Source organism: Mesorhizobium sp. M1328 (assembly GCF_040318075.1).
Lineage (GTDB): Bacteria > Pseudomonadota > Alphaproteobacteria > Rhizobiales > Rhizobiaceae > Mesorhizobium.
Genome location: NZ_JAMYLO010000032.1, coordinates 1 through 15,339 on the forward strand (window position 1 = coordinate 1; position 15,339 = coordinate 15,339).

Below are 15,339 nucleotides of genomic sequence, written 5' to 3' on the forward strand. Positions count from 1 at the left end.
GCATTGGATGCGACAAGCTCAGAAGCGTACCGTCGAGGACACTTGGCGCCACATCGGCCACCTCGTTGCGACGATCGAACCCGGCGAATGCAAAAACTACTTCACAAACGCCGGATACGCTTCCGTCAAAACGTGAAGACTCTAGCTGGTCCGAACGAGAACACGCCGCTCGGTTTCATCGCCGCATTCCTGCCTTCGCCGACATCCGGCACCTCGTATTCGGCCAGCAGGCGAAGCCGCGAGCGGGGCAGATAGGCGCGGCCAGGATCGCCGATCAGCACGGCGATGCCGGCTCCAAGGCAGCGTTGGAGGAAGGGAACGACCCGGCCGGCGAGATCGTGGGCGTAAAACAGGTCGCCGACCATCACGATATCCACTGGTGGCGGCGGACCGCCGGTGATGTCTTCGCCAATGATCATGATAGCGACGCCGTTCGCAGTCGCATTGAGGCCGAGCGCGGCCACGCCATTACGATCGATTTCGGCCGCGACGACCTCGCTCGCTCCGGCTTTCGCCGCCGCGATGCCGACAAGGCCCGAGCCGGCGCCGAGATCGAGCACGCGACGCCCGACCACGGTCTCCGGCCGGTCCATTATGTAGCGGGCAAGCACCGCGCCGCCGGCCCAGACATAGGCCCAGTACGGTGGCTCCGGTTCAGGTCCGTCTTCCTCGATGCCGTGTTGGTTCCACTCGACAAGCCGCCTGAGCCCGCTTCCGGGATGGGCAGTGTAAAGCCGGATTTCGGGAACCGCAGGCACTGCGGCGATCCGCATGTTCGCCCGGATGAACTCTGCCGGGTCCGGACGCGTACCTGTATCCACGGCGTGGGCGCTGACGATGCAATCGCTCAAGCCGCGTCTAGCCCCGCAACGCCCGCCGCAGGATTTTGCCGACCGGCGTCTTCGGCAGTTCGGCGCGGAACTCGATATATCTGGGGCGCTTGTAGCCGGTCAGGTTCTCCTTGCAATAAGCCACCAGCGCTTCGGCGGTCAGTGCCGGGTCCTTCTTGACGACGAACAGCTTCGGCACTTCACCCGAATGCTCGTCCGGCACGCCGATCGCCGCCACTTCGAGCACGCCCGGATGCTGCGCCACCACCTCTTCGAGTTCGTTCGGATAGACGTTGAAGCCGGAAACCAGAATCATGTCCTTCTTACGGTCGACGATCTTGGTGTAGCCGCGCTCGTCCATGAAGCCCATGTCGCCCGACTTGAAGAAGCCGTCCTTGGTCATCACCTTGGCGGTCTCGTCCGGCCGGTTCCAGTAGCCGGCCATCACCTGCGGTCCGCGGATGCAGATTTCGCCGACTTCGCCGAGCGGCAAATTGTTGCCGTCGTCGTCGCGGATGGCGATCTCGGTCGAGGGCAGCGGCAGGCCGATCGTGCCGGTGTAGACTCCGTCGCTGAATTTGTTGGCGGTCGCCCCCGGCGAAGTTTCTGAGAGTCCGTAGGCCTCGCTGATCGGGCAGCCGGTCAGCGCCTTCCAACGCTCGGCGATGCCCTTCTGCACCGCCATGCCGCCACCCAGCGTCAGGATCAGCGGCTTGAAGTCGAGCTTGCGAAAATCCTCATTGTTGAGCAGCGCATTGAACAGCGTATTGAGGCCCGGGAAGATGTGGATCGGGAATTTCTGCAGCTCCTTGACGAAGCCGGGAATGTCGCGCGGATTGGGGATGAGCACGTTCTGTGCGCCCTGCTGCATTCCCATCATCGCGTTCACGGTGAGCGCAAAGATATGGTAGAGCGGCAGCGCGCAGAGGAAGTTCATATGCGCCGGTTTCGGTTTGACCGTGTAGGCGTCTTCGACCCAGAGCGCGTTCTGCGCGACGTTCGCCAAGACATTGCTGTGCAAAAGCATCGCGCCCTTGGAGATGCCGGTCGTACCGCCTGTATATTGCAGGAAGGCGATGTCGTCGGCCACGACCTCGGCGGGTTTGAAGGTCACGCCGGAGCCGGCCTTCAATGCGGCGTTGAATTTGACATGGCCGGGCAGTGACCATGCGGGCACCATCTTCTTGACGCGGCGTACAACGAAGTTGACGATCGTTCCCTTGAGCCCACCGAGCATGTCGCCCATCGTGGCGACCACGACATGCTTGACCGCGGTCCTGGCGATCACCGCCTGCAAGGTGCAGGCGAAATTTTCGAGGATGACAATGGCTTGAGCGCCGGAATCCTTGAGCTGGTGCTCCAGCTCGCGCGGCGTGTAGAGCGGATTGATGTTCACCACGACATAGCCGGCGCGAAGCACTGCCATCATCGCCACCGGATATTGCAGCACGTTCGGCATCATCAGCGCGACACGCGCGCCCTTCTGCAGCCCCTTTGATTGCAGATAGGCGCCGAAGGCCGCCGATTGTCGCTCGAGGTCGGCATAGGTGATCGATTTGCCCATGCAGACGAAGGCCGGCCGATTGGCAAACTGCTTGCAGGCGGCGACGAGAAAGTCACCGATCGAGCTGGAGGGCAGGTTGCCGATCTCAGCCGGCACGATCTTTGGGTAACTCTTGAGCCACGGTTTTTCCGGCAGGCCGGCGGCCAGCGACGTGATCGCCTTCGGTAATCTCTTGGCTGGACCTGCCGCCTGTTTGGGCGCTGTCGGCACTGCTTTCGCCGCCGGCTTGGCGGCGGCAGAGCTTGCGGCAGGCGCCGTCTTGCCGGCCCCCGGTTTGGCAGCCTTTGCCGCCGCGGTCTTCGCCGCCGGCTTCGCGCTTGCCTTCGCGGTAGCCTTCGGCTTGGCGGCGGCCGCTTTTGGCTTGACCGCTTTCGATGTTGCCTCGGCGGCCTTTGCTTTCGCCGCGGTCGTTGTCTTTGCCGGTTTTGCCACCTGTCGCTCCCTCAATCGTTCTTATCGTTTCGGCACGCTTGAGCGCCACCGCCGCCCCTGACGAACAAAGGTATCCACGTTTGCCGCAATGCCCGGAACGTGGGAAATCCGGCACGCTCTCCATCTATCTATGTATTGCCACTAGCGGCGGCCGTGCAAGCCTCGCCCACCTGGCAGTGCGGTAAGACTTGCCGTCAAACCTCTCGGCCGCGACTGCTTTTCGGACGCGCATCTCTTGAACCGAACGGCTCGATTCCCCCAATTGGCGGCATCGCCGATCAACAAAAAATTGAAGTCGCTAATAATGTCGTGATCTGCGGATTCCGCTCGTTTTTTCCACAATTTGCTGCGTGCCGGAATTTTTTTCTGCTTCCCGTGGGTTAGGCAAACGAGGAGTTCCAAAGCTAGAAAAACGGTGCTTATATGCGCGCTTCGCGAGCCTGATAGAGGGGCTTGGAAGAACATCAGGGAGTGCTCAATGAAAAAGAAACTGACTTTTGCAGCCGCGTTGCTGGCTGCAAGCGTCCTGGGCGGCATGGCCAATGCAAAACAACTGGTCTATTGCTCGGAGGCATCGCCGGCCGGCTTCGACCCGTCACCATGGAGCGGCGGCAACGACTTCGACGCCTCGTCGCGCACCATCTATTCGCGCCTGGTCGAGTTCGAGCATGGCAAGACCACCATCTCGCCCGGCCTCGCCGAGAGCTGGACGGTTTCCGACGACGGTCTCGAATACACGTTCAAGCTTCGCCCGGGTGTGAAATTCCAGACGACCGACTATTTCACGCCGACGCGCGACCTTAACGCCGACGACGTGATCTTTTCTTTCGAACGCCAGTGGAAGAAGGAAAGCCCGTGGTTTAGCTATCTGGAAGGTACCGGCTGGGAATATTTTGCCGGCATGGGCTTCCCGGAACTTCTGAAGGAAATCGTCAAGGTCGACGATCTGACCGTGAAATTCGTGCTGAACAAGCCTGAGGTTGCCTTCCTGCCGGATCTCGGCATGGATTTCGCCTCGATCGTCTCCAAGGAATATGCCGACCAGCTCGACAAGGCCGGCACTCGGCAGCAGTTCACCCAGAAACCGATCGGCACCGGTCCGTTCCAGTTCGTCGACTATCAGGTCGATGCGGTCATCCGCTACGCGGCATGGGACGGCTACTATGGCGGCCGCCAGAAGATCGACGATCTGATCTTCGCCATCACGCCCGATCCGGCCGTGCGCGCGCAGAAGCTCAAGGCCGGCGAGTGCGATATCATGTCGTACCCGGCGCCGGCCGACATCGCCGGACTGCAGGCCGACACGAACCTCAAGGTTGACGAGCAGGAAGGCCTGAATATCGGCTACATGGCTTACAACACGACGCAGCCGCCCTTCGACAAGGTCGAGGTCCGCAAGGCTCTCAACATGGCGGTGAACAAGAAGGCGATCATCGACGCGGTCTATCAGGGCGCCGGCGCGCCGGCCATCAACCCGATCCCGCCGACCATGTGGTCCTACAACAAGGACATCAAGGACGATCCCTATGATCCAGAGGCGGCCAAGAAGATGCTGGCCGACGCGGGCGTCAAGGATCTGTCGATGAAGATCTGGGCTATGCCGGTCAGCCGTCCCTACAACCCGAACGCCCAGCGCGTCGCCGAGTTGATCCAGGCCGACTATGCCGCCGTCGGCGTCAAGGCGGAGATCGTCAGCTACGAATGGACCGAGTACCGCCAGCGCGGCAAGGCTAAGGATCGCGACGGCGCCTTCCAGCTGGGCTGGACCGGTGACAATGGCGATCCGGACAACTTCTTTTTCCTGCTCGGTTGCGATGCCATCGGCCAGTCCAACTATGCAATCTGGTGCAATCAGGAGTTCGAAGGCCTGCTGAAAAAGGGCAAGGCGACGACCGACGTCGCCGAGCGCACCAAGATCTACGAGGAAGCTCAGGCCGTGTTCAAGCGTGAGGCCCCATGGCTGACCATCGCCCACTCCAAGGTCTTCATGCCGATGAACAAGAAGGTCGCGGGCTTCGTTATGGACCCGCTTGGCATTCATCGGTTTGATGGCGTCGACGTCAGCGAATAAGTTCTGAGAAATTGAACGGCGGCGCTGGACTCCCAGCGCCGCCGTTCTATGAAGCAAGATGCTCCGTTATCTCCTCCACAAGCTCGCTTTGATCATCCCGACCGTGTTCGGCATATCGCTGGCGGCGTTCGCTTTCGTCCGGCTTCTGCCGGGCGATCCGATCCTGGCCCTGGCCGGCGAGCGCGGTGTCAGCCCCGCACGCTACGCCCAGCTCGTCGAGCAGTTTGGCTACAACCGGCCCTATGTCATCCAGTATTTGGAATATATCGGCAGGGTCCTGACCGGCGATTTCGGCATATCGATTGCCACCAAGCGGCCAGTGCTCGGCGAATTCCAGGCGCTGTTTCCGGCCACGCTGGAACTGGCGACGGTGGCGTTGATCATCGCCATTCTGCTTGGCATCCCCGCCGGCATTTTCGCTGCGGTCAAGCGTGGCTCGTGGTTCGACCAGGCGACGATGGGTGTCGCGCTGACCGGCTATTCAATGCCGATCTTCTGGTGGGGATTGCTGCTGATCATCTTTTTCTCAGGCTATCTCGGCTGGACGCCGGTTTCCGGCCGCATCGGCCTGCAGTATTTCTTCAAGCCGACAACGGGGTTCATGCTGATCGACAGCCTGATCTCCGGCAGGAGCGGCGCTTTCAGATCCGCCGTCAGCCATTTGATCCTGCCGTCGATCGTCCTGGCGACGATCCCGCTCGCCGTCATAGCGCGCCAGACGCGCTCGGCGATGCTCGAGGTGCTGGGCGAGGACTATGTCCGCACCGCGCGCGCCAAGGGCTTGGCGCCGCGCCGTGTCATCGGGCTGCACGCTTTTCGCAACGCGCTGATCCCGGTGGTCACCACCATTGGCTTGCAGGTCGGCACGTTGATGGCGGGCGCCATTCTGACCGAAACCATTTTTTCCTGGCCAGGCATCGGCAAATGGATGATCGACGCCATCGGCAAGCGCGACTATGTCGTCGTCCAGAGCGGATTGCTGATCATCGCGCTGATCGTCATGGCGGTGAACCTGATCGTCGACGTGCTCTACGCCGTCATCAATCCGCGCATCCGGGTGCAGTGAGATGACCGACGAATCCGCCGCCGAAGCCACCGCTGCCTCCATCCCGACAGGCGGCAGGCAAAGGGCGTTTGCCGAGTTCTGGCACTACTTCTCGATGAACACCGGGGCCGTCATCGGCCTTGTCGTGTTTTCGGCGCTGGTGCTGGTGGCGATCTTTGCGCCGTTCGTCGCCCCGCATTCGCCCGACGAGCAGTTTCGCGATGCGCTGCTGGCACCTCCTGCCTGGCAGGAAGGTGGCAAATCGATGTTCCTGCTCGGCACCGATGCGGTCGGCCGCGACATGCTTTCACGGTTGATCTTCGGGGCGCGTTTCTCGCTGTTCATCGGCCTGGTGGTGGTCGTCTTCTCGCTCACCAGCGGCATCGTGCTTGGCGTGCTCGCCGGCTATTTCCGCGGCTGGGTCGACACGCTGATCATGCGTATCATGGATATCATCCTGGCCTTCCCGTCGCTGCTTCTGGCGCTGGTGCTGGTGGCGATCCTCGGCCCCGGCCTGTTCAACGCCATGCTGGCGATCGCGCTGGTGCTGCAGCCACATTTCGCGCGTCTCACCCGCGCCGCCGTGATGGCAGAAAAGAACCGCGAATATGTGATCTCCGCCAAGGTGGCCGGCGCCGGTCATCTTCGCTTGATGGTGAGGACGATCCTGCCGAACTGCCTGGCACCGCTGATCGTGCAGGCCACGCTGTCCTTCTCCAACGCTATTCTCGAGGCCGCGGCGCTCGGCTTCCTTGGTGTCGGTGCGCAGCCGCCGACGCCGGAATGGGGCACGATGCTCGCCTCGGCGCGCGAGTTCATCCTGCGCGCGCCTTGGGTGGTGACCTTCCCCGGCCTTGCCATCCTGATCACTGTGCTTGCCATCAATCTGATCGGCGACGGCCTGCGCGATGCCTTCGACCCCAAGCTGAAGAGGTCATAATCCAATGCCTCTTCTCGAGATCAAGAACCTGACCGTTTCCTTCGACACCGCCGCCGGACCATTCATGGCGGTACAAGGCATCGACCTGTCGGTCGAACCGCGCGAGGTGTTGGCGATCGTCGGCGAATCCGGTTCGGGAAAATCGGTGGCGATGCTGGCGGTGATGGGGCTTTTGCCGAACACGGCGACGGTGAGGGCGGACCGCATGGCCTTCGACGGCATCGACCTGCTCAAGCTCGGCCCATCCGAGCGGCGCAAGATCGTCGGCAAGGACATCTCCATGATCTTCCAGGAGCCGGTCGCCAGCCTCAACCCGTGTTTTACCGTCGGCTTCCAGATCGAGGAGGTGCTGCGCTTCCACATGGGCATGGACCGCGCCCAGCGCCGGGCGCGTGCCATCGAACTAATGCAGCTCGTCGGCATCGCCGACCCCCAGGAACGGCTGGGCTCCTTCCCGCACCAGATGTCGGGTGGTCAGTGCCAGCGCGTCATGATTGCCATTGCCATCGCCTGCAATCCTAAGCTTTTGATCGCCGACGAGCCAACCACGGCCCTCGACGTCACCATCCAGAAGCAAATCCTCGATCTGCTGGTCGGCCTGCAGACCAAATATGGCATGGGCCTGATCATGATCACCCACAATATGGGCGTCGTCGCCGAGACCGCCGACCGCGTTATCGTCCAGTATAAGGGCCGCAAGATGGAAGAGGCCGATGTGCTGTCGCTGTTCGAGTCCCCTAAGAGCAACTACACGCGCGCGCTCCTGTCGGCGCTGCCGGAAAACGCCGTCGGCGACCGGTTGCCTACTGTGTCCGACATGCTGTTCGAGCCGGCCCCGTCTGTAGTCGCAGCTCGATCCGCAGGAGGAACCGCCGCATGAGTGTGACGGTAGTCGAAGGCAAGAACATCGTGCGCGACTATCATGTCGGCGGCGGGCTTTTCCGCCCCTCTCGTACGGTTCATGCGGTCAAGGGTGTTTCGTTCAGCGTCGACAAGGGCAAGACGCTGGCCATCGTCGGCGAGAGCGGCTGCGGCAAGTCAACACTCGCCCGCATCATCACCCTGATCGATCCGGCGACCTCCGGCGAGCTTTTCATCGACGGCAAGAAGGTGGACATCGCCAGGGACGGCCTGTCGAAGGAAATGCGCCGCAAGGTGCAGATCGTCTTCCAGAACCCCTATGGTTCGCTCAATCCACGCCAGAAGATCGGCGACGTGCTTGGCGAGCCGCTGCTCATCAACACCGACAGCACGGCCGACGAGCGGCGCGATCTTGCCATGAAGATGCTGAAGAAGGTCGGTCTCGGCCCCGAGCACTACAATCGCTACCCGCATATGTTTTCGGGCGGCCAGCGCCAGCGCATCGCCATTGCCCGCGCGCTGATGCTCAACCCTAGCCTTCTGGTGCTGGACGAGCCGGTCTCGGCACTTGATCTTTCGGTGCAGGCCCAGGTGCTGAACCTGCTTGCCGACCTGCAGGACGAGTTTCAGCTGACCTATGTTTTCATCAGCCACGACCTGTCGGTGGTGCGCTACATCGCCGACGACGTGATGGTGATGTATTTCGGCGAAGCCGTCGAATACGGCTCGCGCGACGAGGTCTTCGCCGACCCCAAGCACAGCTACACCAGGACGCTGTTTGCGGCGACGCCGCGTGCCGACGTTGCCAGCATCAAGGCAAGGTTGGCGAAGAAGAAGGCCGCCTGATCCGGCAAGGTTTGCCGGCCGGCTACCGCTTCTCGATCCCCGGAATGCCGGCAATCTGCTCGGCGAGAAAGTCGACCAGCAGCCGCACCCGGGCAATGCCGGCGCGTTCCGGGACGATCAGCATGCTCAGTGGGACGGGAGGCGGAAAATAGTCCGGCATGACCACCTCCAGCCGGCCGGCCGCCAGAAGATCGTCGACAAGCCAGTGGTGCGCGGGTGCGATACCGCGTCCGGCGACAAGGGCTTCGCGCGCGGCAAGCCCATGGTCCACACGAAATCGCCCGCCAAAGGGCACCGCAAAGGTCTCGCCGCCAGGCCCCTGCAGGGTGAGCGTGTCGCTTCCCGCGATGTTCGACATCCGGATGCCTTCATGGCCAGGCAGATCCTGCGGGACAGCCGGTCTGCCCCGCGCCGCCAGATAGGCCGGCGCCGCCACCAGCAGACGCCGGGACTGGCCGAGCGCCCGCAGCTTCATCGAGCTGTCGGTGAGCGGACCGAGGCGAAGCGCGATGTCGACGCCCTCCCGCACAAGATCTATGCGCTCGTCTGTGAGGCTGAGATCGATCCCGATATGGGCATGGCGGTCCTGAAAGCCGAAGATCAGCCGGCTGACATGCAAGACCCCGAGCGCCGCCGTGCAGGATATCCGGATCGTGCCGGCCGACGCGCCGCGCGTGCCCCGCGCCTCGTCGCCGGCCTGCTCAACGAGGCGCAGGATCTGGACGCTGTCGGCATAGTAACGGCTGCCTTCATCGGTCATCGTGACGCGCCGGGTGGTCCTGCTGAGCAAGGGCACGCCGACGGCCTCCTCGAGTTCTCGCAAATGCCGTGTGACCGTCGACTGCCCAACTCCGAGTTCGCGCGCCACCGCCGAGAGGCTGCCGCGCTCGGCAACGCGAACGAAGGTGCGCATGCGTTCGAGGGTGACGTCCGATCTATCCATTATTCGGCATTATCTTATACATTCACTACATATAGTGGATTAGCCCACGGCTGGCTACCTTTGGTGTCTATCGTCCTTCTTCGGAGTAGACCCATGAAAGTCCTGCTTGTTTTTGCGCATCCTGAACCGCGTTCGCTCAACGGCGCCTTGCGTGACGTCGCCATTAGGGAACTCGAGGCCCAGGGCCACGAGGTGCGGGTGTCTGACCTCTATGCCGATGGTTGGAAATCCGAGGTAGACCGTGCCGACTTTCCGTCGTGGCCGCCCGAAGCACGCTTCATTCCGGCCGGCGCCTCCAAAAAAGCTTTTGCGAGCGGCACTCTGACCGATGACGTCAAAGCGGAGATCGACAAACTGCTATGGGCCGATACCCTGATCCTCCAATTCCCGCTGTGGTGGTACGCCATGCCGGCGATCCTCAAGGGCTGGGTCGATCGGGTGTACGCCTACGGCTTCGCCTATGGCGTCGGCGAGCACAGCGATAAGCGGTGGGGCGACCGCTTTGGTGAGGGAACGCTCGCCGGCAAGCGCGCGATGCTGATCGTGACCACCGGCGGCTGGGAGGAGCATTATTCCGCTCGCGGCGTCAACGGCCCGATCGACGACCTGCTGTTCCCGATCAATCACGGAATTCTATACTATCCGGGCTACGACGTGCTTCCGCCGTTCGTGGTCTACAGGGTGGACCGTTTTGGGGAGGCCGATTTCGAGCCTGTCGCGGAGCGACTGCGCGAAAGGATGCGGACGCTCGAGACAATCCAGCCCATTCCTTATCGGCAGCAGAATGGCGGCGATTACTTGATCCCAAGCATGCAATTGCGTCCCGGCTTGGAGAACCCGGGTGCGACCGCCTTCGCGCTTCACGAGGATCGCGCCGGCGCCGCCGGTCAGCCCGATCAGGACAGCCTGGCAATGATGGTGCGCAGCGCCTCGCCGAAGCGCTGGACTTCCTCGATCGTATTGTAATGCACCAGCGAGGCGCGCACGGCGCCGCTGTCCATGCTGAGGTTGAGCCGCTTCATCAGGCGCGGCGCATACATGTGGCCGTCGCGAATGCCGATCTGCATCTCGGCCATCTCCTCGACGATCCTCTGCGGCGACAGCGTGCCGATGTTGAAGCAGAAGGTCGGCACGCGCTCGCTGAGGCGTGCCTCTTCGGCCACGCCGTAGATCGTCGCGCCGCAATCTTTGAGCACCGCCAGCATTTCGCGCGCCAGCACCTGCTCGTAGTCGCGGATGGCATTCATGCCGGCGACGATGTTGTCGCGGCGCGACCGGTTATTGGCTGGAGCAAAATTGCGGCCGATCGATTCGAGGTAGCGCACCGCGGCATCCATGCCGGAGACGTTCTCGTAAATGAAGGTACCGGCCTCGATCTTGTAAGGCGGCTCGTCGGGGATGAAATCTTCGCGGAAGGTCGGCAGGCGCTTCAGAGTTTCGAAGCGGCCCCACAGGAAGCCCATATGCGGCGAGAAATTCTTGTAGCCGGAGCAGACCAGATAGTCGCAGTCCCAAGCCTGCACATCGATCAGCCCGTGCGGCCCGTAATGCACGCAGTCGAGGAACACTTCAGCGCCTGCCGCATGCGCAATCCCAGCCACGGAAGCAACGTCGACAATCGAGCCGATCGAATGCGCCGTCACCGTGCAGGCCACGAGCCGGGTGCGCTCGGAGACCAGCGGGCGCAAATCGTCGACATGCAGATTGCCGTCCTCACGCATCCGCCACCATTTGAACTTGGCGCCGGCGGGCGCCAGCGCCAGCCACGTCGCGATATTGGCGTCGTGATCCATGTCGGTGATGACGATCTCGTCACGCTCCCCGTTTGGGCGCTCAGAAAGCATCTGGCCGATGCCGAGGCTGACCAGGCGGATGAACGAAGTGGCGTTCATGCCGAAGCAGATCTCCGCCGGGTTGGTAGCGTTGATCAGCAAGGCCACGCTTTCGCGCGCGCCGGCGACGGCTTGATCGACGGTGACGCTGCGGCCATAGCGGCCGCCGCGCTGCACATTATGCGCGACCAAATGGTTGGTGACCGCATCGAGCACGCTTTGCGGGATCTGCGCGCCGGCGGCGTTGTCCATGAAGACGAAGTCTCCGGCTTGCTGCAAGGCGGGAAACATGGCGCGGATCGTCTCGACTGGGAAAGCTGCGGCATCGCCCGTTTTCGAAATCTGATGCTGGTTCAAGGTCGTCTCCTGCGAAGTGCCTAACGGAAGTTGATGTTCGGAGAATTGGCCGATGGAAATCGTTCGCGCCCTCAGCGGGTCTTTTCGGTCTGGAAGCGGCGTTCCAGGAGGCTGACGAGACGGACCATCGGCCAGAGAAAGATGAGATAGACCAGCGCCGCGCCGATCAGCGGTGAGGGGTTGGCATAGAGTGATTGCGCGTTGGTCGCTTCCTTCAGCAGTTCCGGCAGCGCCACGGTGGAGGCGAGCGAGGTGTCCTTGAACATCGAAACGCAGTTGCTGGTCATCGGTGGAATGACGACGCGGATCGCCTGCGGCAGCACTACCTTGCGCAAGGTCAGCAAGAACGGCAGGCCGAGCGCCTGCGCCGCCTCGAACTGGCCGCGCGGAATGCTTTCTATGCCGGAGCGGAACACCTCGGCCGAATAGGCCGCCATGATGATGGCGAAGGCCATCACCGCGGACGTCCACGATGACAGGCGAATGCCGAGGAACGGCAGCGCATAGTAGATCAGGATCAGCACGACCAGCACCGGCATCGCCCGGAAAATGTCGATGTAGCCGACAGCCAGCAGCCGAAGCGGCTTTGGCGCATAGAGCCGCACCAGGCTGATCGCGAGGCCGACGGGAATACCGATGCCGATGCTCATGATTCCGAGCAGCAGCGTGTTCAGGAAACCGCGCAGCAACGCCGGCAGGCTGGAGACCATGACGTCGGCGTTGAAGAAGGTGTCCAGCAGCGACATCGCAGCATTTCCGAAACGTTTGGCGTCCCGCGACGCTCGAGCCCGAGCCCGAAATCCGAAATCGTGCCGGCACGAAAGCCGGCACGACATTTAAGCGCGAACTGCCGTTCAGGCCTTCGGCATAGGCATTTCCTTGACGGTCGAGGAATCGGCCGGTGCGTCGCTGCCGAACCACTTCTTGTGGATCGCGGCCAGCGTGCCGTCCTTCTTCATCGCGGTCAGCGCGTCGTTCAGCTTGCCGAGCAGCGGGTGGTCCTTGGTCATCATCAGGCCGTACTGCTCGCCGGTCTTGATGCGCTCTTTTACGGCGAGATCCTTCATCCTGGTGAAGGAATATTCCAGGCCCGGAATATCGCTCACCGCCGCATCGACGCGGCCGGAGCTGAGATCGAGCAGCAAATTCTGCTGGGTGTCGTAGCCCTTGACGTCACTGAACCCGTCCGCCTCCTGGTGGGCCTTGACCCAGGCTTCGCCGGTCGAGCCGGACAGCACGCCGACGATCTTGCCCTTAAGGTCGGCCTCGGCCTTGATTGGACTGTCGGCCTTCGCGGCGATGCCCATGTCGGAATCATAGTAGGACTGCGTGAACGACTGCGACTTCAGCCGCTCCGGCGTGATGGTGATCGACGAGATGGCGACGTCGATACGCTTCGAGGTGGTGGCGGCGAACAACGCCTGGAAACCGAGGTCGGCGATATCAGTGGTCATGCCGATACGCTTTGCCGCTTCGTTGATGATGTCGACTTCGAAACCCTCGAACGTGCCGCTCTCGTTCTTGTATTCAAAAGGCGGATTGGTCGGATAGGCGCCGACATTCAGCGTGCCTTCGGCATAGGCCGGGCCGCCGGCGATGCCGATGGCGGCAGCAACAAGAAGCAGGTTGCGACGGGTGAAGTTCATTTTCGTTCCCTCTGGTTGTGATCGGACGGGTTTGGCCCCGCACGGTTTTGATGCGCCAAGTGACGGGACTGCCGGAAAGCCCTCCCGGCACGGCAGTCGTAAGACATCGGATGCTATCCAAAGTACGGCGCTTTTCAAGGCGAAAGTTTTAAGCTTAAAAAATTGCCGCGTGATGCCGTCACTCCGGAATAACCGCCGTGGCCTGGATCTCAACCTTGGCGCGATCCTCGACCAGCGCCATCACCTGCATGGCGGCCATCGCCGGAAAATGCCGGCCGATCACCTCGCGATAGACCTCGCCGATCCCCCTGAGATTGGCCAAATATTCCGCCTTGTCGGTAAAGTACCAGGTCATCGAGGTGATATGCTCAGGCGTGGCGCCGGCCTCGGCGAGCACGGCGACGATATTGGCCAGCGTCTGCCGCACCTGGCCGACAAGATCGTCGGTCTCGAAGCGGCCCTGCCCGTTCCAGCCGACCTGCCCGCCGACGAAGACAAGCTGCCCACGCGCGGCGACGCCATTGGCGTAGCCGACGGGTTTCGCCCAGCCTTCCGGCTGCAGGATGGTGTGCATATCAAAGCCTCCCAATGCTCAAATCCGGTCGCTCAAAACTCGAAGACAATCAATTCTTCCACACAACTCCGGTCTCAGGCCGCTCCCAATACTTGCCGCGCAATCACCACCTTCTGCACGTCGGACGCTCCCTCGTAGATGCGCAGTGCCCGGATCTCGCGATACAGGCTTTCGACGATATGGCCCCTGCGGACGCCGTCGCCGCCATGCAGCTGCACAGCCTTGTCGATCACCTCTTGCGCTTTGTCGGTAGCGAACAGCTTGGCCATGGCGGCTTCGCGGGTAACCCGAGCCGCGCCCATGTCCTTGGTCCAGGCGGCACGATAGACCAGCAGCGCGGCGGCATCGACATCCAGCGCCATGTCGGCGATGTGGCCCTGCACCATCTGCAGCTCGGCCATCGGTGCACCGAACAGCCTGCGCTCGGCCACTCTTTTGATGCTTTCGTCCAGCGCGCGCCGGGCAAAGCCGAGCGCTGCTGCGCCGACAGTCGAACGGAACACATCGAGCACGGACATGGCGATGCGAAAACCGTCACCGGGTTTGCCGACCAGCGCCGAGGCTGGAACGCGTGCGTTGTCAAAGGATAGCCGGGCGAGCGGGTGCGGCGCGATCACTTCCAGCCGCCCGGCGACAATCAGCCCCTCGGTTTCGGAAGGCACGACAAAGGCGGAAAGCCCCTTGGCGCCGGGCGCCTCGCCGGTGCGGGCAAAGACAACATAAAAGTCAGCGATACCGCCGTTGGAGATCCAGGTCTTTTCGCCGGACAAGAGATAGCTGTCGCGGTCACGCGTGGCCGTCATTTCCATATTGGCAACGTCCGAGCCAGAACGCGGCTCCGACAGCGCGAAAGCCGAAATCGCCTTGCCAGCCCGTGTCTTCGCCAGCCAGCTCTGCTGGTCGGGCGAGCCGAACAGGCTGAGCGCACCAGTGCCGAGCCCTTGCATGGCGAAGGCGAAATCGGCCAGCCCGTCATGCCGGGCCAGCGTCTCGCGTGTGAGGCAGAGCGTACGCACGTCGAGCGGTGAGGGGTTGTCGGTATCGAGCGCCGTCGGCTTCAGCCAGCCGTCCTTGCCGAGCTTGGCCACCAGCTCGCGACAGGCTGCGTCGACATCGTCATGCGCAACCGGCAGGTTCTTGTTGCACCATGCCTCCAGCCGCTCCGCCAGCTCGCGGTGGCGATTCTCGAAGAACGGCCAGGAGAGGAAGGAACGGTCAGGCATTGTGTCTGCCTCCGCTATCCTTCAGGGCTTGTGCTCCACGGCGCCCCCCTCTGTCCTGCCGGACATCTCCCCCTCTAGGGGGGAGATTGGCGGCTTCGCTGCCACGGCTCTCCCTGCGATGTTGGAGATTGGCGAAAGCGGGCCTGACATCCAATCTCCCCCCTTGAGGGGGAGA

14 protein-coding genes and 1 pseudogene are annotated in these 15,339 nt (G+C 62.4%); 7 read left to right on the forward strand and 8 right to left on the reverse strand.

Going from position 1 to position 15,339, the window contains the following annotated elements:
• Window positions 1-136, forward strand: a pseudogene (locus NKH23_RS31915) (IS630 family transposase); the annotation flags it as partial.
• Here the strand turns inward: NKH23_RS31915 and NKH23_RS31920 are convergent.
• Complete coding sequence (locus NKH23_RS31920) at window positions 126-773, reverse strand: class I SAM-dependent methyltransferase (RefSeq protein ID WP_502908465.1); 648 nt, start codon at window positions 771-773, stop codon at window positions 126-128. The pseudogene NKH23_RS31915 and the gene NKH23_RS31920 sit on opposite strands and share 11 nt — an antisense overlap.
• Window positions 774-858: 85 nt before the next feature.
• Window positions 859-2,826, reverse strand: coding sequence for a long-chain fatty acid--CoA ligase (locus tag NKH23_RS31925; protein WP_352722206.1), 1,968 nt, complete (start codon window positions 2,824-2,826; stop codon window positions 859-861).
• A gap of 478 nt (window positions 2,827-3,304) precedes the next feature.
• On the opposite strand from NKH23_RS31925, the gene NKH23_RS31930 reads away from it, so the two are divergent.
• Genes NKH23_RS31930 through NKH23_RS31950 form a run of 5 tightly spaced genes read left to right on the forward strand, consistent with a single transcriptional unit; the run spans window position 3,305 to window position 8,589 of the window.
• Window positions 3,305-4,897 carry an ABC transporter substrate-binding protein gene (locus NKH23_RS31930; protein ID WP_352722205.1) on the forward strand — a complete coding sequence of 531 codons (1,593 nt, stop codon included), beginning with the start codon at window positions 3,305-3,307 and terminating at the stop codon, window positions 4,895-4,897.
• A 58-nt stretch (window positions 4,898-4,955) separates the two neighbouring features.
• Window positions 4,956-5,963, forward strand: coding sequence for an ABC transporter permease subunit (locus NKH23_RS31935; RefSeq protein ID WP_352721778.1), 1,008 nt, complete (start codon window positions 4,956-4,958; stop codon window positions 5,961-5,963).
• A gap of 1 nt (window position 5,964) precedes the next feature.
• Window positions 5,965-6,882: an ABC transporter permease subunit gene (locus NKH23_RS31940; RefSeq protein ID WP_023676823.1), complete on the forward strand. Its 918-nt coding sequence runs from the start codon at window positions 5,965-5,967 to the stop codon at window positions 6,880-6,882.
• A gap of 4 nt (window positions 6,883-6,886) precedes the next feature.
• Window positions 6,887-7,762, forward strand: a complete 876-nt coding sequence (locus NKH23_RS31945; RefSeq protein ID WP_352721776.1) for an ABC transporter ATP-binding protein — start codon at window positions 6,887-6,889, stop codon at window positions 7,760-7,762.
• Entirely contained in the window at window positions 7,759-8,589 is an 831-nt protein-coding gene (locus NKH23_RS31950; protein ID WP_254816240.1) for a dipeptide ABC transporter ATP-binding protein, read from the forward strand. The genes NKH23_RS31945 and NKH23_RS31950 overlap by 4 nt, the downstream gene beginning before the upstream one ends.
• Before the next feature lie 22 nt (window positions 8,590-8,611).
• Here the strand turns inward: NKH23_RS31950 and NKH23_RS31955 are convergent, their stop codons facing one another.
• A complete protein-coding gene (locus NKH23_RS31955) occupies window positions 8,612-9,532 on the reverse strand; it encodes a LysR family transcriptional regulator (protein ID WP_352721774.1) in 921 nt (306 codons plus the stop codon).
• A 93-nt stretch (window positions 9,533-9,625) separates the two neighbouring features.
• On the opposite strand from NKH23_RS31955, the gene NKH23_RS31960 reads away from it, so the two are divergent.
• Entirely contained in the window at window positions 9,626-10,498 is an 873-nt protein-coding gene (locus tag NKH23_RS31960; protein ID WP_352917055.1) for an NAD(P)H-dependent oxidoreductase, read from the forward strand.
• Here NKH23_RS31960 and NKH23_RS31965 read toward each other — a convergent pair.
• The 5 genes from NKH23_RS31965 to NKH23_RS31985 all read right to left on the reverse strand — a co-directional run bounded on the left by NKH23_RS31965 (window position 10,429) and on the right by NKH23_RS31985 (window position 15,164).
• Window positions 10,429-11,721 (reverse strand): cysteine desulfurase-like protein, encoded by a 1,293-nt coding sequence (locus NKH23_RS31965; RefSeq protein WP_352721772.1) that lies wholly within the window; start codon window positions 11,719-11,721, stop codon window positions 10,429-10,431. The genes NKH23_RS31960 and NKH23_RS31965 overlap by 70 nt on opposite strands.
• Before the next feature lie 71 nt (window positions 11,722-11,792).
• Window positions 11,793-12,467 carry an amino acid ABC transporter permease gene (locus tag NKH23_RS31970; RefSeq protein WP_292656040.1) on the reverse strand — a complete coding sequence of 225 codons (675 nt, stop codon included), beginning with the start codon at window positions 12,465-12,467 and terminating at the stop codon, window positions 11,793-11,795.
• Between the two features lie 108 nt (window positions 12,468-12,575).
• Window positions 12,576-13,367 carry an ABC transporter substrate-binding protein gene (locus tag NKH23_RS31975; protein WP_352721771.1) on the reverse strand — a complete coding sequence of 264 codons (792 nt, stop codon included), beginning with the start codon at window positions 13,365-13,367 and terminating at the stop codon, window positions 12,576-12,578.
• Between the two features lie 178 nt (window positions 13,368-13,545).
• A complete protein-coding gene (locus tag NKH23_RS31980) occupies window positions 13,546-13,941 on the reverse strand; it encodes a RidA family protein (RefSeq protein WP_352721770.1) in 396 nt (131 codons plus the stop codon).
• A 74-nt stretch (window positions 13,942-14,015) separates the two neighbouring features.
• The gene (locus tag NKH23_RS31985) at window positions 14,016-15,164 is read right to left on the reverse strand and encodes an acyl-CoA dehydrogenase family protein (RefSeq protein WP_352721769.1); all 1,149 of its coding nucleotides are present in this window, start codon (window positions 15,162-15,164) and stop codon (window positions 14,016-14,018) included.
• Window positions 15,165-15,339 lie beyond the last annotated feature (175 nt).

What these genes read in the sequence shown, in the direction of transcription:
- NKH23_RS31920 (WP_502908465.1), bottom strand. Translation starts at nt 773, where the DNA reads ATGCGGATCGCCGCAGTGCCTGCGGTTCCCGAAATCCGGCTTTACACT.
- NKH23_RS31930 (WP_352722205.1), top strand. Translation starts at nt 3,305, where the DNA reads ATGAAAAAGAAACTGACTTTTGCAGCCGCGTTGCTGGCTGCAAGCGTC.
- NKH23_RS31935 (WP_352721778.1), top strand. Translation starts at nt 4,956, where the DNA reads ATGCTCCGTTATCTCCTCCACAAGCTCGCTTTGATCATCCCGACCGTG.
- NKH23_RS31940 (WP_023676823.1), top strand. Translation starts at nt 5,965, where the DNA reads ATGACCGACGAATCCGCCGCCGAAGCCACCGCTGCCTCCATCCCGACA.
- NKH23_RS31945 (WP_352721776.1), top strand. Translation starts at nt 6,887, where the DNA reads ATGCCTCTTCTCGAGATCAAGAACCTGACCGTTTCCTTCGACACCGCC.
- NKH23_RS31950 (WP_254816240.1), top strand. Translation starts at nt 7,759, where the DNA reads ATGAGTGTGACGGTAGTCGAAGGCAAGAACATCGTGCGCGACTATCAT.
- NKH23_RS31955 (WP_352721774.1), bottom strand. Translation starts at nt 9,532, where the DNA reads ATGGATAGATCGGACGTCACCCTCGAACGCATGCGCACCTTCGTTCGC.
- NKH23_RS31960 (WP_352917055.1), top strand. Translation starts at nt 9,626, where the DNA reads ATGAAAGTCCTGCTTGTTTTTGCGCATCCTGAACCGCGTTCGCTCAAC.
- NKH23_RS31970 (WP_292656040.1), bottom strand. Translation starts at nt 12,467, where the DNA reads ATGTCGCTGCTGGACACCTTCTTCAACGCCGACGTCATGGTCTCCAGC.
- NKH23_RS31975 (WP_352721771.1), bottom strand. Translation starts at nt 13,367, where the DNA reads ATGAACTTCACCCGTCGCAACCTGCTTCTTGTTGCTGCCGCCATCGGC.
- NKH23_RS31980 (WP_352721770.1), bottom strand. Translation starts at nt 13,941, where the DNA reads ATGCACACCATCCTGCAGCCGGAAGGCTGGGCGAAACCCGTCGGCTAC.
- NKH23_RS31985 (WP_352721769.1), bottom strand. Translation starts at nt 15,164, where the DNA reads ATGCCTGACCGTTCCTTCCTCTCCTGGCCGTTCTTCGAGAATCGCCAC.